The sequence below is a fragment of the Streptomyces bathyalis genome (genome assembly GCF_015910445.1).
Taxonomy (GTDB): domain Bacteria; phylum Actinomycetota; class Actinomycetes; order Streptomycetales; family Streptomycetaceae; genus Streptomyces; species Streptomyces bathyalis.
Map to the genome: position 1 here is coordinate 4,426,996 of NZ_CP048882.1, position 23,494 is coordinate 4,450,489.

The following is a 23,494-nucleotide window of genomic DNA, read 5'->3' on the forward strand; positions in this document are numbered from 1 at the left end:
ACACGGATGTGCCGCGTTCGCGCCCGTACGTCCCTGCACCGTCGTCCGCCGTGGGGGATCGGCATCGACCGGGCGGCAGTTCAGGGTGCTGGCAACCTCGTCCTGCCGCAAGTCGGTCTTGAGTCAATCCCCCTTGACGAGCAACTCCATCTCCGTCCGCAGGTTGCGGCGCGCCACATGTTCCCATCGTTCCTGTGCGTACGGAGTGCGGAACAGGTGTGGCAGGCCGAGGAGTTGACCCAGCACCTCCGCCCGCCCCTTCATGAAGGCGTCGTCCGGCACGAAGGCGTACTCCTTGCGCACCGCCGCCGCGTACCCCGCGTACTCGTCAGGTGGTCCGGCCAGCACCGCGAGGTCGGCGTCGCACAGCAACTCCCCGTCGATGTCGTCCGGTTCCGGGTCGTGGCTCACCGTCAGCCGCACCAGCCGGGCGACTTCGTCCGTACGGGCCTGCGACACCCCGGCCTCGGGGAGTGCACGTGCCGCGAGGGAGGCGCTGCGTTCCTCGTTCTCGCTGCGGTCGGGGCGGTAGACGGCGTCGTGGAACCACGCCGCGAGCAGCACTGTGTCGACGTCCGCCCCCCGTGCGTGCGGGGCGAGTTCGTCGATGCGGTTGAGGACGTCCAGCAGGTGATCGGCCGTGTGGTAGTGGCGCTGGGGTTCCGACCAGCGCTCGATCAGGTTCCGGCCGTAGGGGGCGGGGTCCGGCTCCTCCCGGCCGTCGCGGGCGCTGACGAGCAGTGCGTTCCAGCGCGAGAGCAGGCGGTCGTGGGTCGTGCGGCCGGAAGCATCGGACGTCTCGGGCGTCGGGCGGGCGGGTCGGCGTGCGGGTGAGGGGCCGGCGGCCCCGGATCCGGGATCGTCGTTTGTCGCCATGGGGGCGATTGTGCCCGTCGGGCTCGATGTCGACTTCCGGCGGAGTCGCGGCTGTGACAGAGTGCACACATGTCTAGACCAATTTCAGAGTCGGTTTCCCACGCAGCCTCCGCGCCGGTTCTCGAGGTGATCGCGCTCGACGCGGAGGACGCACTGGCGGCGTGCGCGGGAGGTGCCGACCGTCTCGAACTGGTCACCGGCATGGCCGCCGACGGACTGACGCCCTCGACCGAGACCTTCGCCCGCGTCCGCGCCGCCGTCGCCCTCCCCGTCCGGGTCATGCTGCGCGGCGGCGCCGGATTCGCGGCCGGCGGCGACGCGGCCCTGGAGGCGCTCTGCGGACATGCGCAGCGGCTGCTGGCCGAGGGCGCCGACGAGTTCGTGCTGGGGTTCCTCGACGAGGCGGGCGCGCCCGACCTGGGCGCGATCTCCCTGCTCGACGACGTGGTCGACGGCCGCCCGTGGACCTTCCACCGCGCCGTCGACCACACCCCGGACCGCGAGGGCCTGCGCAAGGCGCTCGCGGTGTGGGCGGACGGCGGGGATCGGGCAGGACAGGGCGGGGGCGCGGGGCGGAAGAGGCGAGGTCCGGACGCCTTCCTCACGGCCGGCTCTCCGCTGGGAGTCGACGAGGGTCTGGACGTGCTGCGCTCGGAGGCGGCGCGAACTGCCGCCCGCGAACCGGGATTCGAGCCGGACAACATCGCCGGCGGCGGGCTCCGCCTGGAGCACGTGGCCGAACTCGCGGCCGCGGGCATCACCGCCTTCCACATCGGGGGCGCGGCCCGGCGGAGCGGCTGGTCCGGCCCGGTCGACGCCGGACTCGTCAGGCAGTGGCGCGAGGCCCTGGACGCGTGACGAGGCAAGGGCGGGGAAGGGGCGGCCGCCCGGGAGACGGACGGGCGGCGGCGCTCAGCGCGGTGATGGGGTAGGGCTCATCCGGGGGACGTGATCGCCCAGCGGTCGTGATCGCGCCACTCGCCGTCGATGAGCTGGAAGGCCGGTGAGTGACCTTCCCGCCGGAAGCCCAGTCGCTCCACGAGCCTGGACGAACGGACGTTCCCCGGCTGGATGTTGGCCTCCAGGCGGTGGAGGCCCATCTCGTCGAAGGCGTGGCGGATCACGAGACCCAGCCCCTCCGTCATATAGCCGCGGCCGGTGGTGGACGCGTACGAGACGTAGCCCAGCGCCCCGCACTGCAGCGTGCCCCGCACGATGTTGTTGATGTTGACGGCGCCGACGATCCGGTGCGCGTGACCGGAACAGCCCGCGGCGCCGGTGTCTTCCGCGGTGCCGCCGCCGGTGTCGCAGAGGCAGATCACGAAGCCCTCGTGCGTGGGCCCGCCGCACCGGGCGATGTACTCGGCGAACGTCTCGGGAGTCGCCTCCCGTTGAGGAATCCAGGGCCGGTACATCTCGGCGCTCTCCCGTGTACGGGCGGTGAGTTCCGCGTAGTCGTCGTGCGTGACGTGTCTGACCGCCACTCGTGGTCCGCGGAGGAGGCTCGGTGCTGGTGGAGGTGTCATCGCTCGAAGTCGTCCGTAGGGCAAGGGAGTCGGAAGCGTAATGGCCGGTCACTGTGGGCGACCACCGGGCCGCACGACTGCCGGTCCGGCCCTGAACTCCCTTCGTACGGGGCTGAGTCGGGGTCCGGAGCCCCTCACGTGCGGACCACCCCCGGTGGCGGCCGGGGGTGGTCACATCGGGCGGTTCGTTCACATGGAGGGCTTGAGGACGACGAAGTCCGCGCCGAAGGGGTCGAGGCAGACGGCCATGCGGCCGACGCCCTCGGCGTCCTCCGGGCCCATGACGATGTTCCCGCCGAGCTCGGTGACCTTCGCGATCGTCGCGTCGCAGTCGACGGTGTGGAAGACCGGGTGCCAGAACGGGTTGCCGCCGGCCAGGGCGAGGGCCTCCTGCGGGACCTCCATCAGGCCGCCGTGCATCCGCTCCTGCGGTGCGCCGGAGGGACCGATGATCGTGTACGTGCCGGACTCGTCACCGGGCATCGGCATGTCCGTGAAGTCCCAGCCGTACAGGCCCTTGTAGAACTCCTTCGCCGCCGAGGCGTCGGTCGTGTACAGCTCGACCCACATCAGCGAGTTGGGCTCGTCCACCATCTCCACGCCGGCCGTCTTGCCCGGCTGCCAGGCGGCGAACTGCGCGCCCTGCGGATCGGTGAACTGGGCCATCCGGCCTTGGTCGTTGACGTCGAACGGATCGACCCGGACCGTGCCTCCGGCCTGGCGGACCTTCGACACCGCCGCATCCACGTCAGGCGTGTTGAAGTAGATCATCCACGCCGATCGTGCGCCCTCGTCGAGCGGGCCGAGAGCGGCGACGTTCCTCCCCTCGGACTTGAAGAGGCCGAACTCCTCCTCGCCCGACCCGAACGGCTGGAAAGTCCAGCCGAAGACCCCGCCGTAGAACGTCTTCGCGGCGGCGGAATCCCTCACACCGAGATCGAGCCAGCACGGGGAGCCAACGGAAAAGTCAGTGGTGATCATGGCGATTCCCTTCGGGAGGTCCCTGACACGAATCAGGCTCCCATCGCCCACTGAGGCTCGCTCGGCGAGCGGATGCCCGGGCACCGGTTCTCGGTGCAAAACCGCTGCTCACAGGGCCGGAGTGGCATCGAGGGCTCCTCGATGCCGCAAGGGCGGGGACGGCCGCCTACCGCACTCCGTCGTCCGCCGCGAGTCGTGGGGCGCCGCCCTGGCCGGTCTCAGCTCCGCGCGCCCGGTCCCATCGTGCTCTCCCGTGGCTGGAGGACCGTGCGCAGGACGACGGTCTGGAGCGGCTTGTCCGAGCCCGCCAGCCTGTCCTGGAGCAGGGCGGCGGCGGACGCTCCCATGTCGTACGCGGGTAGTTGGACGGTGGTCAGCGGCGGCCTGACCAGGGACGCCCACGGCACGTCGCCGAAGGAGAGGATGCCGAACCCGGGCGGCTCGACCCCCGCTTCGCGCAGGGCCTGCAGGGCACCGACCGTCATCAGGTTGTTGGCGACGAAGACCGCGTCCGGCGGCGTACGGAGAGCGAGCAGCTCGCGCATGGCCGCGTAGCCCCCGTCCACGCGGAAGTCGGCGTGCCGGGTGTGGGCGCGCGTCCACTCGTCGGGGAAACCGGCCTCGTGCATCGCGGCCCGGTAGCCGGCGAGGCGGTCCTCGGAGGTGGAGGCGCCGGCAGGGCCGGTGATGCAGGCGACCCTCGCGTAACCGCGTTCGAGGAGATGGGCGGTGGCGTCCTCGCCGCCGTGCTGGTTGTCGACCATGACCGCGTCGACCTCGGCCGCGCGCGGGCGCCGGTCGACGGCGACGACGGGCATGCCCCGTGTGGCGAGCGCGGACAGGTCGGTGCGCCTGCGGGAGGCGGCGGCCACGATCACGCCCGCCATCTGCTCGGCGAGGGCGATGTCGAGATAGCGGTGCTCCTTCTCGACGTCCTCATCGGTGTTGCAGAGCACGACGGAGAGGTTCGTGCGCTGGGCCGCGTCCTCGACGCCGCGCGCGAGCGAGGTGAAGAACGGGTTCTCGATGTCCGGGATCAGCAGGCCGATGACGCTGGCGCGCTGCATGCGCAGCGAGCGGGCGACCCGGTTCGGCGAGAATCCGAGGTCGGCGGCGGCCTTGCGGACACGCTCGGCGCGTTCGGCGGTGACGCGACCGCCGTTGAAGACCCGGGAGACGGTCGCGGGCGAGACCCCGGCGGTCCGTGCCACGTCGCTGATGGTTGCCACCGGGGACTCCTTCATGTGCTGCGCACGGGCTGGGGGGGGAGGAGCCGCGCCCGAGCTCTTGACACCTTCTGCGGTGAACCCTACGTTCGCGTGAAATGGATTTCAACAAGGTCTCCGGTGCTGGTCGTGGGCCGATGTCCGGCCCGGCACGCCTCGCCTCCCTCTCGCCCGTCCATGCGTTCCCGGCGTCTCGAGACAGTGTAAGAAATCGATTTCTTCGGGGCTGTGCTGGCGACCCCTGCGCGGGCGTCCACGGAGTGTTCACGCTCCTCCCGCTTTACCAGCAGACGGTCGGGCCCGTCAGGACGTCCGGCCTGAAGTAGCGTCCGCACAACCACCGGAGGATTTCCATGGCACGCATGGAGGACGGCGCGAGGGAGCTGCCATGACACTGCTGCTCGGGATCGACATCGGCACCTCGAGCTCCAAGGGTGTCCTCACGGACGCCGAGGGCCGGATCGTGGCTCAGGCCGTGCGCGAGCACCGCACATCGAGCCCGCGGCCCGGCTGGGTCGAGCACGACGCGCAGCAGATCTGGTGGCGGGACTTCACGGAACTCGCCGCCGAACTCCTCGCCGGGGCCCTGCCGGGCGACCATCTCGCGGGCATCGGCGTCAGCGGCATCGGGCCGTGCCTGCTGCCCGCCGACGCCGGCGATTCGCCCCTGCGCCCGGCGATCCTCTACGGCGTCGACACCCGCTCCGGCGACCAGGTCGCCGAACTGACCGCCCGTTACGGCCAGGACGAGATCATGCGGCGCTGCGGCTCCGCCCTGACCAGCCAGGCCCTCGGTCCGAAGTTCGCGTGGGTGCGGCAGCGCGAGCCGGACGTGTACGCGCGGATGCGCCGCTGGTACATGGCGAGTTCGTATCTCGTACGCCGCCTCACCGGTGCGTACGTGCTCGACCACCACTCCGCCAGCCAGTGCGACCCGCTCCACGACCTGCTTGGCGGCGGCTGGATCGAGGAGTGGTGCGAGGAGGTGGCGCCCGGCCTGGAGTGGCCCGAACTCGTGGCGCCCTCACAGGTGGTGGGCGAGGTGACCGCAGAGGCGGCCGCCGCCACCGGCATCCCCGCCGGTACGCCCGTCGTCGCCGGCACCATCGACGCGTGGGCGGAGTCGGCCGCGGTCGGCGCCACAGGCCCCGGCGATCTCATGCTCATGTACGGGACGACGATGTTCCTGGTCAACGTCGTCGGCGAACCGGTGCCGGACGTACGGCTGTGGTCCACCGCGGGGACCTATGAGGACACGTACTGCCTCGCGGCCGGCATGGCCACGTCCGGGGCGATCACCGCCTGGCTGCGCGATCTGACCGGCGCGGACTACACGACGCTCACCCAGGAGGCCGCCGAACTGCCGCCGGGCGCCGAAGGGTTGCTGATGCTGCCCTATTTCGCGGGTGAGCGAACGCCGGTCTTCGACCCCGACGCCCGCGGCGTCGTCGCCGGGCTGACCCTCCGCCACGGACGCGCGCATCTCTACCGTGCCGCCCTGGAGGCCACGGCTTTCGGCGTACGGCACAACCTGGGTGCGATGCGCGAGGCGGGCGGCGACCTGCGGCGGCTCGTGGCGGTCGGCGGCGGGGCGCGGGATCTGTGGACGCAGATCGTCACCGACGTCACCGGCCTGGAGCAGACCGTGCCGCGCCACACCATCGGCGCCGCACACGGCGACGCCTTCCTCGCGGCGGTCGGCACGGGGCTGGCCCGCAAGGCGGACATCGCGGAGTGGAACCCCGCGGAGTCGCTCGTCCGTCCCGAACCCGCCCGCCGCGCGGTCTACGACCAGCTGTACGAGCACTATCTGAGCCTGTATCCCTCCACGCGCGAGGTGATGCACGCGCTCGCTGCCCGCCAACTCGCGGACGGGTAGGCCCACTTCGGAGGCCGCTTGATCGCTGGCCGCCCGGCGGGTCGGGAGGGCTCGCACGACAACCACATGCCGTGGCAGTCCGGGCACTGCCAGGCTCGTCAGCCATGACCACTTACGAACTGTTGCTCATCGGCGGCGGTGCGGGCGTCGGGAAGACGACGGTCGCATGGGAGGTGTCCGCGGTGCTGCAGGCGGAGGGAACGGCGCACTGTCTGATCGAGGGCGACTACATGGACCAGATTCACCCCGCCCCCGACGACGACCCTCACCGTGCGGCGATCACCGAGCGGAACACGGCCGCGGTCTGGGCGAATTACGCGGCTCTCGGCCAGCGTCGCCTCATCTACACGAACACGGTGAGCGTCCTGGAGGAGCCGATGATCCGACGGGCCATGGGCGGCGGCGGGATCAGGTCCACCTGTGTCCTGCTCACAGCCGATGAGGCCACCGTGAGGGAGCGGCTCGCCCAACGGGAGATCGGCTCCCAGTTCGCCGCTCACGTCGAGCGGAGCCTCCGCATGGCACGACATCTGAGTGAGCGCGCTCCTGCGGACACCGTCCGGATACCGACGGACGCCCGGTCGGTGCGGGACATCGCCCTCGATGTGCTCCACGCAGCCGCCTGGTAGGGCCGGCCGCCCCGTCACTCGCGGCGCTTGATGCGGTCCTCCGCGACGAGCGCGTCCACGGCCTCCTCGATCGCTTCGAGCGCGGTGTAGCGGGGCCGGTGGCCGAGCAGCCTGCTCGCCTTCTCCATGCTCCGGTGCGGGCTGTGCGCGATGTGGCTGTACGTCGCCTCGGCGTCCCCTTCGTCGACCGTGGTGCGCCACTGCTCCCAGGGCAGGAACGCCAGCCGCGGCTCGTGCCCGAACCATCCGGAGACGGCCTCGGCGTAACCGCGCAGGGTCAGGGCCGTGGGCGCCACCGCGTGGAAGCTTTCCCCGACGGCCGCTGACCGGTTGGCCATCGCCGCCGTGAACACCTGCGCGACATCGTCGGCGTGGACGTGGTGCAGGGTCTCCATCCCGAAGTTGGGGAGCGTGACCTCCGCCCCGTCGGCGAGGGCCTGGAACACGCTCAGGTTGAGGTGGCCGGCCGGGTTGATCGGCACCCATCCCGGCCCGGTGATGTGACCGGGGTGAATCACGGTGGCGGGGAAGCCGTTCCGGCGTGCCTGGTCCAGCAGATACGCCTCGATCTCCGCCTTGCCCCGGCCGTACTCCTCCAGCGGGCGCCTCGGCTCGGACTCGACGGCGGGGACCTGCCCGCTCGGCCCGTACACCCAGATCGTCCCGCAGTGCAGGAAGTGCTGTACGCGGCCGGCGAGCGCCTCGACCAGCTGACGTGCGCTTTCCTCGCGGAAGCAGATCATGTCGATGACGACGTCCGCGCCGAGGTCGGCGATCGCGGGCCCGAACGAGCCGTCGGCCTCCGACTCCTCGCGGTCGATCACCACCGTCGTCACGCGCCGCCAGGCACCGTGCGGACGGTACGGCTTGCGCCGCCCGCGGCTCACCACGACGACGTCGTGGCCCTCCTCGACCAGGCGTGGGACGAGGAAGGAGCCGACATGTCCGCTGCCACCGAGCACCGCGATCTTCATGCGCCCGATCGTAGGGCCAGGCCGCGCCCCGTCCCAGATGTGTGAGGGCACCACCACGGCTCGCCGCGTACCAACGGATGCCTCGACCGCCCGGAGCGGGCATCTCTCAGCAGGCGCTCCGGGTCGCGGCGCGACGCGGCGAACCTGCCGCTCGCCGACCAGCCGGACCCCTGCGAGACGATCGTGTCCTCGCCCCTGCCGATGTGGACGAACTCGCCGCCGACGACGGCCAGTACGTACGAGTCGAAGTCTTCCAGCAGCAGCTCCGAGCCGCTGTCGCACGCGTCGCACCCCACGGGTGCGGGTCCGGCCACGGGTGCGTCGCCGCGCCTGTCGTTGCGAACGCCTTGTCCACGGCGTCACGAAGCGTCGTCGCATCCATCCACCGAAGCCACGACGGCCGCCGCGGTCCGATCACCCGGTTTCGCCGCGCGAAGGGGCCGGGGCGGCATGGGGCTTTCGCAGTCTCAGCCCTGCCGCACCAGGGCCCACGCCAGGCAGGCGAAGGCCGCCGTGTTCACGACCGCACGGGCCAGGTTCCAGCGGACCCAGGCCGGCTCGAAGGCGGTGCGCACGGCGGCGAGTTCGCCAAGGGCGCCCGGCAGATCGCCCGCGTCGAGCGCGTTGTTGAGCGGGATGTTGACGCGTGCCGTGATGACCAGCACGGCCACGTACAGGACGAGCGCCGCGACCGTCCAGGGCAGCGGCGTCGCCCAGCCCCCGCGCGGCACCTGGAGCGCCGCGGCGGCGACGCACAGCACCAGCGATCCGAGGAAGAGGAGCATGAACCAGCCGTTGATGATGGCCGTGTTGATGCGCTGCATCGTCTCGACGAAGGTCCGGTCCTCCGCACGGGCCAGGCCCGGCATGACCGCGCAGGCGAAGCCGTAATAGAGCCCCGCGCTGAGGCCGGTGGTGAGGGTCGCGGCGATGAGGCTCGCTGTCTGCAGGCACCACAGCATCAGGACCTCCGAGGTCGGGATCTCAGGATGCCAGCGCGGGCGGCAGCGGTGCCGCGTGCAGAACCGCGAGTCCCGATACCGCGCGGGTGAGGGAGACATAGAGGCGGCGCAGCCCCGTGCGGATGTCCGGTTCGGCGTCGATGATCGCGGCGGGCTCGTCCAGGACGACGTAGTCGTACTCCAGGCCCTTGGCCAGCGTCGCCGGGACCAGCGTCAGCCGGGAGCCCTCCCCGGTCTCCGTGCCCGGAGCGAGATGCGGCAGCCCCGCGGCATCCAGGGCGACCGCCAGCGCGGGCACCCGCGCGTCCGCGGCGATCAGGCCCACCGAGCCCTCGTGCAGCAGCGCCTCGCGGCACGCCTCGACGACCGCCGCGTCCAACTCCGGTGCGGGACAGGCCCGTACGGAGAAGTCCCCCGGCGACTCCCGGACCGAGGTCGCCTCGCGCAGCTCCGGCGCGATCTCCGGCAGCAGCCTGGACGCGTACGCGATGACCTGGCGCGGCACACGGAAGCCGAGCGTCAACTCCTCGACGGCGGCGGCCGGTTTGCCCAGATGACGCAGCGCCTCCTCCCAACTCGCCGTCGCCCACGGGGTCGTGCCCTGTGCGATGTCGCCGAGCACGGTCATGGAGCCCGTGGAGCAGCGGCGGCCGACGGCCCTGTACTGCATGGGGGACAGGTCCTGCGCCTCGTCGAGGACGACATGCCCCAGTGAAGGGGTGCGCCGCACCAGGTCGTCGACCTCGTCGACGAGTACGGCGTCCGCCGCCGACCAGGGTGCCGACTTGACCCCGCGGGCCGGCTTCGCCCACAGGATCGCCTGCTGCTCTGCCTCCGTGAGGATGCCCTCGGCCTGCTCGGCGAGGAACTCCGGGTCCGACAGCAGGCGGAGCACCAGCTTCGCCGGGTCAACGGCGGGCCAGCACGTCTTCACGACGGCCTTGACGGCCGCGTTCCGCGCCACCGCGTCCTGCACGCGGTCGTCCGGAGCCTCGCCGGCCTGCTCCATGCGCACCAGCACCGCGTGGGCGATGCGCTGCGGCAGGGCCTCCCGTGCCGCCCCGTACCGCATGTCGCGGCTCAGCAACTCCTCGACCAGGGAAGCCAGTTCGTCCGCGGGGACCCGCCAGCGCCGCGACCCCCGCACCACCACGCACGGCTCCTGCGGCATGCTCACCCCGGAGCGCACCGCCCGGCGCAGCACCTGTGCCATGCGTGCGTCGCCCTTGATGCCCGCTGCCTCGGCCCCGTCCTCGCCGCGCACCGGGACGTGGGCGACCAGGTCCGTGACCGTCGCCTGCCGCACCGACATCTCGCCGAGCGCCGGGAGCACCTGCTCGATGTAGTGCAGGAAGGAGGAGTTGGGACCGACGACGAGCGTGCCGGCGCGGGAGAGCCGTTCGCGGTGCGTGTAGAGCAGATACGCGACGCGGTGCAGGCCCACCGCCGTCTTTCCGGTGCCGGGGGCGCCCTGCACGCACAGGGAGCCCTCGATCCCGGCCCGCACGATCTCGTCCTGCTCGGGCTGGATCGTCGCGACGATGTCCCGCATCGGGCCGACGCGCGGACGCTCGATCTCCGCCTGGAGCAGCCGTGAGCCGGTCTCCGCGTCGCTCGGATCGGTCAGGTGCTCGTCCTCGTACGCGGTGAGCTCACCGGCCGCGTAGCCGAACCTGCGGCGCAGCGCGATGTCCTGGGGGTCCTTCTTCGACGCCCGGTAGAAGGGCTGCGACACGGGCGCACGCCAGTCGATCACCATCGGATCGCCCTCGGCGTCGTGGACGTGGCGGCGGCCGATGTAGAAGGTCCGGGCGGGCACGTAGTCGAGGCGGCCGAAGAACAGCGGTGTGTGGGCGAGGTCGGCGAGCGATCTGATGCGCGCGTCGAGACCGGCACGCAGCACCTCGGCGTTGACCCAGTTCGCCGTGACGTCGGTGATGTCCAGCGATTCCGCGTCCTCGCGCATGGCGCGCAGCGCGGCGCGGGAGGCCGCCAGATGGGCCCGTTCGTCGTCGAGGGGGTTGCGGGCGTGACCGGGGACGGAATGGGCAGGGGCGGACACGGGTTTGCCTCCGGGCGAATGCGCGGTGTGCGTACGGAACGGAAGGCCGACCGGTTTCCGAGCGGTCGGGGGTCCTCCCCGGACCGGGAGGCGGCAGACGCGGAAGCCTAGCCCCGCCGCGGTGGGCCGGGCCAACGGTTTTCCCCGTACGGGCCGGCCACCGACGGAAGGAGAGGCGGCGCACGTGACACGGCGGCCGGACACATACGGCGGTAGCACCACCGAGGACGGCAGCGCGGCGCTGATCGCGGCCGCCGTGCTGCTCGTGCTGTCGCTGGGCGCGCTAGCTGTGCTGTGCGTGGTGCAGCGCTTCCCCATGGCGGACCTGCTGGTCTACCGCGCTGAAGGTGCCGCCGTCGTGAACGGCGGGGACCTGTACGGCTTCACGGTCACCGGGTGGGACCTGCCCGCGACCTACCCGCCGTTCGCGGCCCTGCTGTTCGTGCCCACCGTGTGGCTCTCACCGGCCGTCACGAAGGTCGCCTTCGTGGCGGGCAACGCCGCCCTCGTCGCGCTCCTCCTCCACCTCTCCCTGCGGCTGGCGGACTCACTTCCCGGCGGAAGCGGGGTCCGTAGGGGGCGGTGGAGCCGTCGGGCCGTGGTGCTCGCGGCGACGGGCGCCGCGCTGTGGCTGGAGCCCGTCTTCCAGACGCTCGTCTTCGGCCAGATCAATCTGCTGCTCGTCTGCCTCGTCCTGTGGGATCTGGGGCGTCCCGACGGCGCGCGCGGCAAGGGCCTGGCTATCGGCATCGCCACGGGCATCAAGCTCACGCCGGCGGTCTTCGTCGTCCATCTGCTGCTGACGGGGCGCGTACGTGCGGGGCTCACGGCTCTGGCGGGCTTCGCCGCCACGGTCGTGGCCGGTGCCCTTGTACTGCCCTCCGCCAGCTGGGAGTTCTTCACGCGCCGGGTCTTCGAGACCGCCCGGGTCGGCAAGGTGTGGATCGTCGACAACCAGTCACTGCAGGGGCTTGTCGCCCGCATCGCGCACACGGTGGAGCCGGGCCTGCTGTGGCTGCTGCCCGCGGCCGTGATCGCGGTGGCCGGGCTGACGCTGGCCCGCCATCTGCATGTGCGGCGAGGGCAGTCCGCGTGGGGCGTCATGGCAGCCGCGTTCACCGCGCTGCTGGTGTCGCCGATCAGCTGGTCGCACCACTGGGTGTGGTGCGTGCCGCTGCTCGTCCTCCTCGCCGCGGAGCGGGCGCGGACCGGCGCGGGGCACGGCGTGGTGGCAGCGGTCGCCGCGGTCTTCGCGGTGCGCACGCTGTGGCTCGTGCCGAAGCACGGCGCCGAGGACTTGAGGTTGGAGTGGTGGCTGCAGCCGCTCGCCTCGCCGTACGCGCTGCTGGCGCTGGCACTGCTCTCGGCGGTCGCCGTGCGCTGCTATTCGCTCTCGCTCTCGGGTGCGGCCTCCGGCTGGGCCGTCAGGAGGTCCTGGGAGTCGACGATGCGGTAGGCGTAGCCCTGCTCCGCCAGGAAGCGCTGGCGGTGTGCGGCGAAGTCCTGGTCGATGGTGTCGCGCGCGACCACCGAGTAGAAGCGCGCCTCGTGGCCGTCGGCCTTCGGGCGCAGGATCCGTCCCAGCCGCTGTGCCTCCTCCTGACGTGAGCCGAAGGTGCCGGAGACCTGGATGGCGACGGTCGCCTCCGGCAGGTCGACGGAGAAGTTGGCGACCTTGGAGACGACCAGCGTGCTCAACTCGCCCTCGCGGAAGGCGTTGAAGAGCTTCTCCCGCTGCTTGTTGGTGGTGTCGCCCTTGATGACGGGCGCGCCGATGTGTTCGCCGAGTTCGTCGAGCTGGTCGATGTACTGGCCGATCACGAGCGTCTGGTCACCCTCGTGCCGCTTCACCAGTGCCTCCGTCACGCGGCGCTTGCTGTCGGTGGTCGCGCAGAAGCGGTACTTCTCCTCCGTCTCGGCGGTCGCGTACGCGAGGCGTTCGGAGTCGGTGAGGCTCACACGCACCTCGACGCAGTCGGCGGGCGCGATGTAGCCCTGCGCCTCGATCTCCTTCCACGGCGCGTCGAACCGCTTGGGCCCGATGAGGGAGAAGACATCCGACTCGCGGCCGTCCTCCCGCACCAGCGTCGCGGTCAGGCCGAGGCGGCGGCGGGCCTGGAGGTCCGCGGTGAACTTGAAGACGGGCGCGGGCAGAAGATGCACCTCGTCGTAGATGATCAGGCCCCAGTCGCGGGAGTCGAAGAGCTCCAGGTGCGGATAGATGCCCTTCCGCTTCACCGTCACCACCTGGTACGTGGCGATCGTGACCGGCCGGATCTCCTTCCGCGTCCCGCTGTACTCGCCGATCTCGTCCTCCGTGAGCGACGTACGGCGCACCAGCTCGTGCTTCCACTGACGGGCGGCAACGGTGTTGGTGACGAGGATCAGCGTCGTCGCCCGCGCCTGTGCCATCGCACCTGCACCCACGAGCGTCTTCCCCGCGCCGCAGGGCAGCACGACGACGCCGGAGCCCCCGTGCCAGAAGCCCTCGACGGCGTGCTGCTGGTACGGGCGCATCGACCACTCGTCCTCCACCAGATCGATGGGGTGCGCCTCGCCGTCCACGTAACCCGCCAGGTCCTCAGCGGGCCACCCCAGCTTCAGCAGCACCTGCTTGATCTGGCCGCGCTCGGAGGGGTGCACGACGACGGTGTCCGCGTCGATGCGCTCACCGGTGAGCGGCTGGATCTTCTTCGACCTCAGGATCTCCTCCAGCACGGGCCGGTCGGTGGTCTCCAGGACCAGACCGTGCGTGGGGTGCTTGAGCAGCCGGAGCCGGCCGTAGCGGGCCATCGTCTCGGCCACGTCGACGAGGAGGGCGTGCGGCACGGGGTAGCGGGCGTGCTCGACGAGCGCGTCGACGACCTGCTCGGCGTCGTGCCCGGCGGCACGGGCGTTCCACAGGCCGAGCGGCGTGAGGCGGTAGGTGTGGATGTGCTCCGGCGCCCGCTCCAGCTCGGCGAAGGGAGCGATGGCACGGCGGCACTCGTCCGCCTGTTCGTGGTCGACCTCCAGCAACAGCGTCTTGTCGCTCTGGACGATCAGGGGGCCACCGTTCACGCGTGCTTCCTCCGTCTCGCGGTGCGGTCCGGCTGTTCTCCGGTTGCGCGCTTCGGACGCCTCCGGTCAAAACTCCAGTGTGCCGCATGGCTCGCTTCGCGAGCTGTGGAGCGGTTGTGGAGGGGGTGCGCATCACGGATGCCCGCGCCCGGCGGCGGACCGCGGGGCCCCGTCCGAAGACCGCTCCACCTCACTTCGTCCATGGGGTCGGGCACGGCAGGTGCACAGCTCTGGCCCGGCAGCTGCACGGGCACGGGCCGTGTCCTTCCGAAGCCCGGCGCCTCGTACGATCACCGCGCCTTTTGAGACCTGGAGCGCCCCATCGACCTGCGGAGGAAGACCTCGACCGGACGATCCGCGACGTCGACCGCGGCTTTCGGACCGCGGTCCTCTTCGCCGCGGTCCTGTTCCCGGAACGGATGGGCCAGGGACGCGACCGTTGGTCTGCGAACGACGGACCGCGGCAGCCGCTCCGGAGATCAGGTCCACACGGAGTGAGGGGCCACACGGGCGCCTGCCGTGCGTGTGGCCACGAATCAGGGCCAAGCGCCTATACGGTAATACGTCCGGACACAAGGTGTAGTGGTCCGTATGAGATGCGTGACCGTATCCGAGGGCGCGTTGAACGGAACTGACGAAGGAGAGCGACCGGGATGGCGACGAAAGTTGCGGTAACCGGGCACATGGAGCTGTCCGAGGACACGGTGCCGCTCGTACGGGCGGAACTGGAGCGGCTGCTGCGCATGTTCGAGCCCTCCGGGCTCGTGGGTCTGTCGTGCGTGGCGGCGGGCGCCGACTCACTCTTCGCGGAGTCGGTGCTCGCGGCGGGCGGACGGCTGGTGGCTGTCCTCCCCAGCCGCGACTACCGGCAGGCCACCGTGAAACCGGAGCACGCCGAGACCTACGACCGGCTCACCGCCGCCGCCGACGAGGTGCTGGTGCTGCCGTACGCGAACGCGGACCGCAAGGCGTACGAGGCGGCCAACGCGGTGCTGCTGGAGCGCGCCGACCGGCTGGTCGCCATCTGGGACGGTCAGCCGGGATCGGCGGAGAAGGGCGGGACGACCGCGGACATCGTCGCGGACGCGCGCAGCGCCGGTCTCGCGGTCGACGTGGTGTGGCCGGCGGGCGCTTCCCGCGGCTGACGAGGTGAGGCCGAACCCGGCGGCGCTCCCGCCGGGTTCAGCCCGCGTCCGCGAGTTCCGCGATCACCTGCGCGTGGCAGGGTTCCGGAACGCACCAGCACCCGAGCCTGCGGCCGCGCAGGTCGGGCAGCATGGCGAGAAGGTCGGGGCGGCCCAGCAGGTGTTCGCGGTACTGCCGGAGGACCTCCTCCCGGGTGCCGTCGCGGCCGGGGCGGAACGGACTCGCCAGCGGGGACCCCTCCAGATGCCATCCGCCCCGGTGCATCGGGCGCCCGACGTAGACCACGTCGGCGTAGTCGGGGTCGTCGCGGTGGCCCTTCAGATTGACGACCGTCGTCGCTGCCGTACCGCTCATGAGCTTCCTCCGCTTCCTGGTCGGGCTCAGCCCGACTGGGGCAGGGCGAAGACGGCACAGGTGGTCGTGCCGTGTGCGTACAGCCTGCCGTCGGCGGCGCCCGTCACGCGTGCCTCGGCCGTCGCGGTCGTGCGGCCCACGTGGAGGGTGGTGCCCTCGCACCGCAGCGTCGGGGTGTCACCGAAGACGGGGCGCACCAGATTCACGCCGAGCTGGACGGTCGTGTAGGCGCGGCCCGCGGGCAGGGTGGTCATCACCGCGGTGCCCAGTGCGGAGTCCAGGAGCGTGGCCAGGAAACCGCCGTGCACCGTCCCCATCGGGTTGAACAGGTGCTCACCGGGCTCGCCTTCGAAGACGGCCCTGCCCTCCTCGGCTTCGACGAGCCTGAAGCCGAGGGTGCCGCAGATCGGGGCCTGGGGCAGGTGCCCTTCGAGACCCAGCCGGACCAGTTCGAGACCGGGGCGTCCGCCCGCGTCCAGGTATGTCGTCGGGGCCGCCCAGGTGTGGGTGCGCGAGCGCGTGGTGTCGCTTCCGGCGGGCCGGGCGGTGGACTGGGACGTCGACTGGGACATTGTGTGGTTCCTCGCTGTCGGGCTGTCGTACGCAGCGAACCTACGAGCTGCCGGCGATCTTCGGCAGTGTCGCTTCCGACGCGTTCCATATGGTTTCCGACGCCGCTCGGGTGCCGCGAGCAGTGGCCTCCTACGAGGCGGGAGCCCCGGGCGGCGTGGATCGCGCCCGGGACTCCCGCGGCCGGCGGACGGTCAGGGAAGCTTGACCGCCAGCACGTCGACGGGCCGGATGTCCGGTGCCGAGGCGAGCATGGCCGGGGCGGCCTCCGCCAGCGCCGCCGCGATTCTGCCCTCGAGGTGAGCGGTGCGCCCTTCCTCGTTCTCGAACGTGTCGAAGACGCCGAAGGTGGTCGTGTCCTGGCGGAACGCGAACCAGGTGACCGTGGTGCCCTCCTGCTCGGCGAGCTGCCGTGCCTCGCGCAGCAGCTCCCCGACCTTCTCCGCGTGCTCAGGCTTCGCCTCGATGCGGGCCAGTAGTCCGAGCTTCGTCATGTGATCCCTCCCGGTGTCGTGCCGATGACGAACACCTGTGAATCTATGGAGCCGAACGACCGTTCCCCAGTGTCGTGAACGACACTTCCGATACCGTTTCCGCCATGGACATCGCCGTACTCGCATACGACGGGGTCTTCGACTCCGGGCTGGCCGCGATCCTCGACGTGCTGAGCACCGCCGACGCCATGCGGGACGACCTGCCGCACCCCCCGCCCGCGCGGGAGGTCGCGACGGTCGGCTTCCGCCGCAGGATCCGCACCGGCGCCGGGCACCTGGTGACGACCCGTCCCGTCGCCGAGGCCGCGGACGCCGGACTGCTGCTCGTGCCGGCGCTTGCCGAGCGGCGGCCGGAGAAGCTGATCGACCACGTCTCGGGCCCGGCGTCGGCCGCCGCACGCCGGCTGGTCCGGGAGACGCGCAGCAGGGATGTGCCGGTCGCCTCGGCGTGCACCGGCACCTTCCTGCTGGCCGAGTCGGGTGTGCTCGACGGCCGCCGTGCGACGACGAGTTGGTGGCTGGCGCCCGTCTTCCGCAAGCGCTACCCGGACGTCGGCCTGGAGGAGACGCGGATGGTGACGACCTCCCGCGGGGTGACGACGGCGGGCGCGGCCTTCGGACATGTCGACCTCGCGCTGGCCGTCGTCCGCATGGCCAGCCCCGCGCTCGCCGACCTCGTCGCCCGCTGCCTCGTCGTCGACGAGCGCCCCTCGCAGTCCGCGTACACGATCCCCAGCGCCCTGGCGAAGAACGACCCGACGGTTGCGGCCTTCGAGCGCTGGGCGCGGCTGCACCTGGGCGAACCGGTCAGCATCAAGGAGGGGGCGCAGGCGGTGGGCGTCAGCGAACGCACCCTTCAGCGTGCCGTCCACCGCACGCTGGGGACCTCTCCCGTCCGCTTCGTCCAGGATCTGCGCGTCGAGCAGGCGTCCCACCTGCTGCGTACGACCGGCCTCTCGCTGGAGACCATCGCCAGGAGGGTGGGCTACGAACACCCCAACACCCTGCGGATACTGCTGCGCGAGCGCACCGGTGTGACCGCGGGGGCGCTGCGGCGGCAGCGGACGTGAGTGCGCCGTGCCGGGTCAGGGCCCGGCGAGTTCGGCCGCGCCCGTGATGCGGTGCAGCGGATAGGTGCGGACCTCGTCCGCGGTGTGGTCGTAGGCGGTCACGAATCCGCCCTCCACGCGCACCGGCGCGATGACCCGCTGGCTGGCGGCCCCGTCGGCGTTGACGTAGCCGATCCAGACCGCGTCCCCCGACTGCGCGGCCGACCGCATCATGGCGATGGTGTCCGCGGACGTCGTACGCGGCAGGGCAGCGGCCCCGGAGGCCGGGGGCTTCGGCACGCGTCCGGACGGCTTGGGCGTCTTGTGCTTCGACGTCGCCGCGTGGTCGCCCGCCCGGATCGCGCGCACGGCGGCGGTGAGCAGCGCCCCGTCCGGCACTGGCGGGCCGTCGGGCACCGGCTCGGGCGCGGTGCGCGGCGGTGTGCGGTGGGCGTCGGCGCGGGCGATCAGCACATCGCCCTCGGCTCCCTCCGCGGCCGGCGCGTAACCCATCTCCCGCAGTTTCGCGAGCAGTTGGTCCGGCGGCAGGGGAGAGGCGAGCACCGTCGGTGCGAGCAGCCGCAGTTGGAGCGTCGCGGAACGCCTGTCCGCGGTGATCTCGGTCAGGAGCGCGTCGTCGTCGCAGCGTACGTACGAGGACGCGGCACCCACGCGAAGCCTGCCGTGCTTGCGGGCCACGTCGTCGACGAGGTAGCTCAGCGGCTGCGGGACGGGGGTCCGGGAGTGGGACGCCAGGAAGGCGTGGATGTCGCTCGCCGTGCGCCCGGCGTCCAGGGCCCGCCGGACGGACGTCGGGGTGAAGCGGTAGACGGTGGCCCCGCCCTTGGACTCGACGTCGGCGAGGACGCCGAGCATGGCGGCGAGCGGCCGCTGAAGCGGGCCGGGTGCCACCGCCGTGAGGTCGGCCTGGAGCAGGATGTGGTCCACCGGCTCGGGCAGGAGCGGGGCCAGCCGTCCCGCGGCCTGCGCAGCCGCGCTCTCCAGTTCGCTCGCGGTGCGGGTGCTTGCCCCAGCTACCGCTGGGGGTGCCCCCAGGTCGGGCAGGACCAGCCCACGCGCGTACGAGGCGAGGGCGCCGCGCCCCGTGAGACCGAGCAACTCGGCTTCGTGCAGGGCCCATTCGGCCAGCTGCGTCCGCAGGTCGCCCGGGCTGTCGCCGACGGCGCGCCCGGCGCCGCGCAGCGGGCGCTCCCAGCGCAGCCGTGCCAGGACGGAGTGTTGCGTGGGCGCCGAACCCGGTTCGAGGGCGGAGAGCAGTTCGAGGGTCCGGCGGCGCACCTCGGCCGACAGGCCGCGGTCCAGGCCCTGGCCCAGCGCGGCGAGGACGCGTCCCTTGGCGTCGCGGGTGCCGACAAGGCCCGGTACGCGGGTGCCGGTGAGCCAGCGCAGCACGACGTGGGACCAGCGCTCGTGCGTGGGGCGGCGCAGCCACTCGTCGTACGCGGGCGTGGGTGCGTAGGCCTCGTCGGGTTCGTTGTCGGAGGCCAGCAGGCCTGCCGCGTAGGCGAGTTCGATCCAGAACGCGGCCGTCGGCTCGGGCACGTCGAGGAGGGTGGCGGTGCGCTTGAGGTCGCGCACGCCGAGGCCGCCGGCGCGCAGTACGGACGGCGGGTCGGTCTCCCAGTCGGAGAGGAGCTCCTCCAGGGTGCCCAGCGCGGCGAGGGCCTGGCCCGCCGCCGCCTCGTCGGTGGCCTGCTCCGGATACTCGCGCCGGACCTCCAGCCGGGGCGCCAGCGGCTCGACGTCCTGGTGCGCGCGGCCCGCCCGAAGATGCAGCGCCACCTCGCGGGGGAGGACGACCGTGCGGGGTGCGGTCCTCACCAGCAGGGCCCGGTCCAGCAGCCAAGTCACGGGCGACGAGAGCGAGTCGGTGTGCACGGAGCCGTACGGCGGGCCCCATCGCAGCTTGTCGAGCATCGCCAGCGACTCGGGCGGTGCGCCGCCCAGGAGCGCGTCGGTGCGCTCGCGGTCCGCGAAGAGCGAGGTGAGCTCGGCGAGCGCGCTCACCGGATCGTGCGTCGCGGGGAGCCCGGCCGTGGCGAGGATGTCCTGAAGGCGCCCCGGCGACATCCCGGCCGTCGCCTCCGCGAGCGTCGGGCCGAGGCCGGTCGGCGACGGAGCCGACGGGGAGGGGCTGAGCAACTCCCATACGGTGCGCACGAGATGGAGCCGGTCGTCGCCGCCCCACAGCAGGGCCTGCTCGCGCAGTGAGCGCAGGGCGCGGGGCAGCTCGGCTGCGACGTCGTCCGACATGGCGGCCGCCTCGTCCGACGCCTCGGGGTCTCCCGTGAGGAGGGCTTCGAGAGTGGCGTACGAGCAGGGGTCGGGGGCGACGGCGATGGCCTCGGCGGTCTGCAGGGCGAAGCGGTCCAGCCGCTCCACCGCCCGCACGACGGACGCCCGGGTGCCCGCACGGGTCGCGAGCTGGGTGAGGTCGTTGGGGACGGGGGAGAGCAGATCCGGGCGGGTGCGGAGCAGCCCGGCGAGGGCCGCGTCGTCGCGGCCTCGCAGATCGTCGGCGAGCGTGCGGGGTGCGGCGCTGCTGCTGCCGCTGTGCTCGGTGCTCATCCGGACCACGTTTCGGTGCTCATCCAAACCACGTTAGCGCGGGCGGCGCAGGGTACCGTCGTGGGCAAGCCTGGCAAATGGCAGGGCAGGCGCCAAGGGCAAGCAGTCGTTGGGGAATTGGTGGGGATCGAGAGCGACAAGCTCGTATTCGACTATCTGAGCCGGATCGGCGACCTCGCGCACAGCACGTCGATGACGGCCGCCGAACGGGCGCGCCTCGTCAGCGGCCTGCGTGGCCAGATCGACCGTCTGCGGGCCGAGGAGGGCGGCGCCGAGAGCAAGGCAGCCGTGAAGAAGATCCTCGCGCGGCTCGGGCGGCCGGAGGAGGTCGTCGCGGCGCGCGGCTCGGCGGCGGACGGCTCGGCGGGCTCTTCCACCTGGGGCGGCGACGACGAGGGCCCGAAGGTGTCGCTCGGCAAGGGGACTTCGGGTACCTCGGGGCCGGCGGCTCCCACTGCCTCGCAAGGAGCCTCCGCGCCCCACCTGGCCGGCATGGACGAGCTGGGGCCGGAGGAGTCCGACCCGGACTGGTGGCGGGTCGACCCGAGTCCCTACGGCGACGGCGGCGGCAGCCGCACGTTCGGCGAGCCCGTGCCCGGCTTCATCGGCGGTATCGAGCTGCCCGAGCTGCTCAACCCGCCGCCCGGCGGCGGCGAGGAGGGCGATGCCCGTCCGGGGAGCGCCCGCCCGAAGATCCCCGTACCGGCCGCCCGCAAGGCCCCCGACGACGAGGTGACGGACGTCGCCGACCCCGAGGCCGACGTGGCCCTGGGGGGTGCCGGCCGCCGGCTGTGGCCGCGGCGTTCGCGCCTCGCGGCGGCCGGGCCCCGCGCGGGCGGCATCGTGGAGTGGGCGGCGGCCGCGCTGCTGGTGGCGGGGGCGCTCGTCGGCTCGCTGATCACGCTCGGCGTGGGCTGGCTGGCCGCCTGGTGGTCGCCGCGCCTGAGCCGCACGGAGGCCAAGTGGGCCGCGGGCGGCATGCCCGGGCTGGTCGCGGGCGGCATGCTGGTGTGGCTGTGGGGACGCGTCGACGGACGGTGGGGCGAGCCGATAAAGGAAGGCGGCAAGGAGCTCGGTCAGGCCATCATGGACTCGGGCCCGGTGGTGCTGCGAGCCGCTGCGGTCGCCAGCGCGCTGTTCCTCGTCTGGCGTGCCCGGCGGCCCCGGGTGTGAGCACGGGGACGCGAGAGCGGGGGAGGACGGCCCATGGCCAGGCTGACCGTGGCGACCTGCCAGTTCCCCGTTGACGCCGGCATCGAGCGCAACTGCCGTTACGTCATGCGCCAGATGAGGTCCGCGAAGGACCGGGGCGCGGACATCGCGCACTTCCCCGAGGCGTGCCTGTCGGGTTACGCGGGCGCCGACTTCGAGGACCACAGCGAATTCGACTGGGAGTTGCTCGAATCCGCGATGCTTCGCGTGATGGGGCTCGCCGCCGAACTGCGGCTGTGGGTGGTGCTCGGTTCGGCGCACCGCCTCACCGGCCAACACAAGCCGCACAACAGCCTGTACGTCATCGACGACACCGGCACCCTCGTTGACCGCTACGACAAGCGCTTCTGCTCCGGCGACCCCGGCGGGCGCACCGGCGACCTCGCCCACTACACACCGGGCGACCACCCCGTCGTCTTCACCGTGGGCGGCGTCCGGTGCGGCACGCTGATCTGCTACGACTTCCGCTTCCCCGAGCTGTACCGCGAATACAAGCGGCTGGGCGTGCAGTTGGTGCTGCACTCCTTCCACGCGGGGCACGCTCCGCCGGCCAAGATCGCCGCCATCCGGGAGGCCATCGGCGAGGACGTGCTGCACCTCAACACGGCCGACACCTACCCCGGCATCCTCATGCCGGCGACGATGACGGCCCAGGCCGGGGCCAACCATGTCTGGATCAGCTGCCCCAACTCCTCGGCCAGGGAAAGCCTTTGGGGCGCCTTCTTCGTCCGTGCGGACGGCATCACCACCGGTCGGCTGCCCCGCAACCGTGCGGCGGTGCTCATCTCGACCGTCGACACGGAACAGCCGCTGTACGACTCCACCGCGCACTGGCGCGCCAGGGCGATGGACGGAGTCCTCAACTCCGGTACTCCCGTGCCGGATCCACGCTCGGCCGACCGCACGTCACTGTGACCGTCCGGGCCTTCTCGATCCGGCGGCCCGCACCGCGGCCGTCCCACCTGGGGTGAGCGGACCGCCGCAGGGCAGGATGACCGGCATGGCAACGCACGACCAGGACACCCCCGCGGCCGGACCGGGCCCCACCGTCGGGTTCGACCTCGACATGACGCTCATCGACTCCCGCCCCGGCATCCTGGCGACCTACGTGGCCCTGTCCGAGGAGACGGGCGTCCACATCGACGCGCAGCTGACCGTGACGCGCCTCGGGCCGCCGCTGGAGCAGGAGTTGGCCCACTGGTTCCCCGACGAGCGGATCCCCGGGGCCGCCGAGCGCTACCGCGAGCTGTATCCGCGGTACGCGATCGCGTCGTCGTCCGCGATGCCGGGCGCACGCGAGGCGGTCGCGGCCGTACGGGCGGCGGGCGGCAGCGCCGTCGTCGTCACCGCCAAGCACGAGCCCAACGCCAAGCTGCACCTGGAACACCTCGGCATCGAACCGGACGCGGTGGCCGGATGGCTGTGGGCGGAGGCGAAGGCCGAGGCGCTGCGCGAGTTCGGGGCGAGCGTGTACGTGGGCGATCACGTCGGGGACGTACGCGGAGCGGCGACGGCCGGCGCTCTCTCCGTGGCCGTGCCGACCGGTCCCTGTGATGCGGAGGAACTGCGGGGAGCCGGTGCGGATGTCGTACTGACCGGAGGACTGGGCGAGTTCCCGGGCTGGTTCGCCGACTACTGCTCGCGGCGCTGACCCAGGGCCGACCTCACCAGGCCCGCGGCGGCCATCGCGAAGCCCACACCCATGAGCATGCAGACGAAGTAGGCGGGCGCCGGGAAGGGCTCGGTGCCGAGGAAGAGCGGGGCCACAGTGACCAGTGTGGCCAGGGCGCCGATGAGGAAGACGACGCCGCCGGATCGTACGAGAAGATCCCCGGGCTGGGACGTTTCAGTGTTCACGCGGCCAGGGTAGATCGGTTGGCAACTGTACGGAGAACCGCTCGGTGG

At 72.1% G+C, this 23,494-nt stretch carries 23 protein-coding genes; 9 read left to right on the top strand and 14 right to left on the bottom strand.

Annotated elements, in window-relative coordinates; genetic code table 11:
- Nucleotides 1–123: 123 nt before the first annotated feature.
- A complete protein-coding gene (locus G4Z16_RS19305; RefSeq protein WP_246530948.1) occupies nucleotides 124–876 on the bottom strand; it encodes an HD domain-containing protein in 753 nt (250 codons plus the stop codon).
- 69 nt (nucleotides 877–945) lie between these two features.
- Here G4Z16_RS19305 and G4Z16_RS19310 point away from each other — a divergent pair, with 69 nt between their 5' ends.
- Nucleotides 946–1,734, top strand: a complete 789-nt coding sequence (locus tag G4Z16_RS19310) for a copper homeostasis protein CutC (RefSeq protein WP_197351979.1) — start codon at nucleotides 946–948, stop codon at nucleotides 1,732–1,734.
- 77 nt (nucleotides 1,735–1,811) lie between these two features.
- Here G4Z16_RS19310 and G4Z16_RS19315 read toward each other — a convergent pair whose 3' ends face one another.
- The 3 genes from G4Z16_RS19315 to G4Z16_RS19325 form a co-directional block, all read right to left on the bottom strand.
- Nucleotides 1,812–2,360, bottom strand: a complete 549-nt coding sequence (locus G4Z16_RS19315) for a GNAT family N-acetyltransferase (protein WP_425508093.1) — start codon at nucleotides 2,358–2,360, stop codon at nucleotides 1,812–1,814.
- Nucleotides 2,361–2,591: 231 nt separating this feature from the next.
- Nucleotides 2,592–3,383, bottom strand: coding sequence for a VOC family protein (locus G4Z16_RS19320; RefSeq protein ID WP_197351981.1), 792 nt, complete (start codon nucleotides 3,381–3,383; stop codon nucleotides 2,592–2,594).
- A 218-nt stretch (nucleotides 3,384–3,601) separates the two neighbouring features.
- Entirely contained in the window at nucleotides 3,602–4,612 is a 1,011-nt protein-coding gene (locus G4Z16_RS19325; protein WP_197351982.1) for a LacI family DNA-binding transcriptional regulator, read from the bottom strand.
- A 385-nt stretch (nucleotides 4,613–4,997) separates the two neighbouring features.
- Here G4Z16_RS19325 and G4Z16_RS19330 point away from each other — a divergent pair, with 385 nt between their 5' ends.
- Together G4Z16_RS19330 and G4Z16_RS19335 are read left to right on the top strand one after the other, a co-directional pair.
- Nucleotides 4,998–6,488: an FGGY-family carbohydrate kinase gene (locus tag G4Z16_RS19330; protein WP_197351983.1), complete on the top strand. Its 1,491-nt coding sequence runs from the start codon at nucleotides 4,998–5,000 to the stop codon at nucleotides 6,486–6,488.
- A gap of 104 nt (nucleotides 6,489–6,592) precedes the next feature.
- A complete protein-coding gene (locus tag G4Z16_RS19335; RefSeq protein WP_197351984.1) occupies nucleotides 6,593–7,117 on the top strand; it encodes an AAA family ATPase in 525 nt (174 codons plus the stop codon).
- Nucleotides 7,118–7,131: 14 nt separating this feature from the next.
- On the opposite strand, the gene G4Z16_RS19340 is transcribed toward G4Z16_RS19335, so the two are convergent.
- The 4 genes from G4Z16_RS19340 to G4Z16_RS19355 form a co-directional block, all read right to left on the bottom strand.
- Complete coding sequence (locus G4Z16_RS19340; RefSeq protein WP_197351985.1) at nucleotides 7,132–8,091, bottom strand: NAD-dependent epimerase/dehydratase family protein; 960 nt, start codon at nucleotides 8,089–8,091, stop codon at nucleotides 7,132–7,134.
- Entirely contained in the window at nucleotides 8,088–8,405 is a 318-nt protein-coding gene (locus G4Z16_RS19345) for a DUF6226 family protein (RefSeq protein ID WP_197351986.1), read from the bottom strand. Before G4Z16_RS19345 ends, G4Z16_RS19340 begins: the two co-directional genes overlap by 4 nt.
- A 153-nt stretch (nucleotides 8,406–8,558) precedes the next feature.
- The gene (locus tag G4Z16_RS19350; protein ID WP_197351987.1) at nucleotides 8,559–9,053 is read right to left on the bottom strand and encodes an anthrone oxygenase family protein; all 495 of its coding nucleotides are present in this window, start codon (nucleotides 9,051–9,053) and stop codon (nucleotides 8,559–8,561) included.
- A gap of 22 nt (nucleotides 9,054–9,075) precedes the next feature.
- Nucleotides 9,076–11,115: a HelD family protein gene (locus G4Z16_RS19355; protein ID WP_246530949.1), complete on the bottom strand. Its 2,040-nt coding sequence runs from the start codon at nucleotides 11,113–11,115 to the stop codon at nucleotides 9,076–9,078.
- Nucleotides 11,116–11,374: 259 nt separating this feature from the next.
- On the opposite strand from G4Z16_RS19355, the gene G4Z16_RS19360 reads away from it, so the two are divergent.
- Nucleotides 11,375–12,571 carry a glycosyltransferase 87 family protein gene (locus G4Z16_RS19360; protein WP_246531324.1) on the top strand — a complete coding sequence of 399 codons (1,197 nt, stop codon included), beginning with the start codon at nucleotides 11,375–11,377 and terminating at the stop codon, nucleotides 12,569–12,571.
- On the opposite strand, the gene G4Z16_RS19365 is transcribed toward G4Z16_RS19360, so the two are convergent.
- Nucleotides 12,499–14,175, bottom strand: coding sequence for a DNA repair helicase XPB (locus G4Z16_RS19365; protein ID WP_197351988.1), 1,677 nt, complete (start codon nucleotides 14,173–14,175; stop codon nucleotides 12,499–12,501). The genes G4Z16_RS19360 and G4Z16_RS19365 overlap by 73 nt on opposite strands.
- A 653-nt stretch (nucleotides 14,176–14,828) precedes the next feature.
- Between G4Z16_RS19365 and G4Z16_RS19370 the strand changes: the two genes are divergently transcribed.
- Nucleotides 14,829–15,320 carry a hypothetical protein gene (locus tag G4Z16_RS19370; RefSeq protein WP_197351989.1) on the top strand — a complete coding sequence of 164 codons (492 nt, stop codon included), beginning with the start codon at nucleotides 14,829–14,831 and terminating at the stop codon, nucleotides 15,318–15,320.
- A 37-nt stretch (nucleotides 15,321–15,357) separates the two neighbouring features.
- Here the strand turns inward: G4Z16_RS19370 and G4Z16_RS19375 are convergent, their stop codons facing one another.
- From G4Z16_RS19375 to G4Z16_RS19385, 3 genes are all read right to left on the bottom strand, one after another.
- On the bottom strand, nucleotides 15,358–15,675 hold the full coding sequence (locus G4Z16_RS19375) for a DUF4326 domain-containing protein (protein ID WP_197351990.1): 318 nt from the start codon (nucleotides 15,673–15,675) through the stop codon (nucleotides 15,358–15,360).
- A gap of 26 nt (nucleotides 15,676–15,701) precedes the next feature.
- Nucleotides 15,702–16,247 carry a PaaI family thioesterase gene (locus G4Z16_RS19380; protein WP_197351991.1) on the bottom strand — a complete coding sequence of 182 codons (546 nt, stop codon included), beginning with the start codon at nucleotides 16,245–16,247 and terminating at the stop codon, nucleotides 15,702–15,704.
- 192 nt (nucleotides 16,248–16,439) lie between these two features.
- Nucleotides 16,440–16,739: a putative quinol monooxygenase gene (locus tag G4Z16_RS19385; protein ID WP_197351992.1), complete on the bottom strand. Its 300-nt coding sequence runs from the start codon at nucleotides 16,737–16,739 to the stop codon at nucleotides 16,440–16,442.
- Between the two features lie 104 nt (nucleotides 16,740–16,843).
- Here G4Z16_RS19385 and G4Z16_RS19390 point away from each other — a divergent pair, with 104 nt between their 5' ends.
- Entirely contained in the window at nucleotides 16,844–17,809 is a 966-nt protein-coding gene (locus tag G4Z16_RS19390; RefSeq protein ID WP_197351993.1) for a GlxA family transcriptional regulator, read from the top strand.
- 15 nt (nucleotides 17,810–17,824) lie between these two features.
- Here G4Z16_RS19390 and G4Z16_RS19395 read toward each other — a convergent pair whose 3' ends face one another.
- Nucleotides 17,825–20,377, bottom strand: a complete 2,553-nt coding sequence (locus G4Z16_RS19395; protein WP_197351994.1) for a helicase-associated domain-containing protein — start codon at nucleotides 20,375–20,377, stop codon at nucleotides 17,825–17,827.
- A gap of 120 nt (nucleotides 20,378–20,497) precedes the next feature.
- Between G4Z16_RS19395 and G4Z16_RS19400 the strand changes: the two genes are divergently transcribed.
- The 3 genes from G4Z16_RS19400 to G4Z16_RS19410 all read left to right on the top strand — a co-directional run bounded on the left by G4Z16_RS19400 (nucleotide 20,498) and on the right by G4Z16_RS19410 (nucleotide 23,240).
- Nucleotides 20,498–21,550, top strand: a complete 1,053-nt coding sequence (locus G4Z16_RS19400; RefSeq protein ID WP_197351995.1) for a hypothetical protein — start codon at nucleotides 20,498–20,500, stop codon at nucleotides 21,548–21,550.
- A 33-nt stretch (nucleotides 21,551–21,583) separates the two neighbouring features.
- Nucleotides 21,584–22,504 carry a carbon-nitrogen hydrolase family protein gene (locus tag G4Z16_RS19405; protein WP_197351996.1) on the top strand — a complete coding sequence of 307 codons (921 nt, stop codon included), beginning with the start codon at nucleotides 21,584–21,586 and terminating at the stop codon, nucleotides 22,502–22,504.
- A 76-nt stretch (nucleotides 22,505–22,580) separates the two neighbouring features.
- Entirely contained in the window at nucleotides 22,581–23,240 is a 660-nt protein-coding gene (locus G4Z16_RS19410; protein WP_197351997.1) for an HAD family hydrolase, read from the top strand.
- Here the strand turns inward: G4Z16_RS19410 and G4Z16_RS19415 are convergent.
- Nucleotides 23,222–23,446, bottom strand: coding sequence for a hypothetical protein (locus tag G4Z16_RS19415; RefSeq protein ID WP_197351998.1), 225 nt, complete (start codon nucleotides 23,444–23,446; stop codon nucleotides 23,222–23,224). The genes G4Z16_RS19410 and G4Z16_RS19415 overlap by 19 nt on opposite strands.
- Nucleotides 23,447–23,494: the final 48 nt, after the last annotated feature.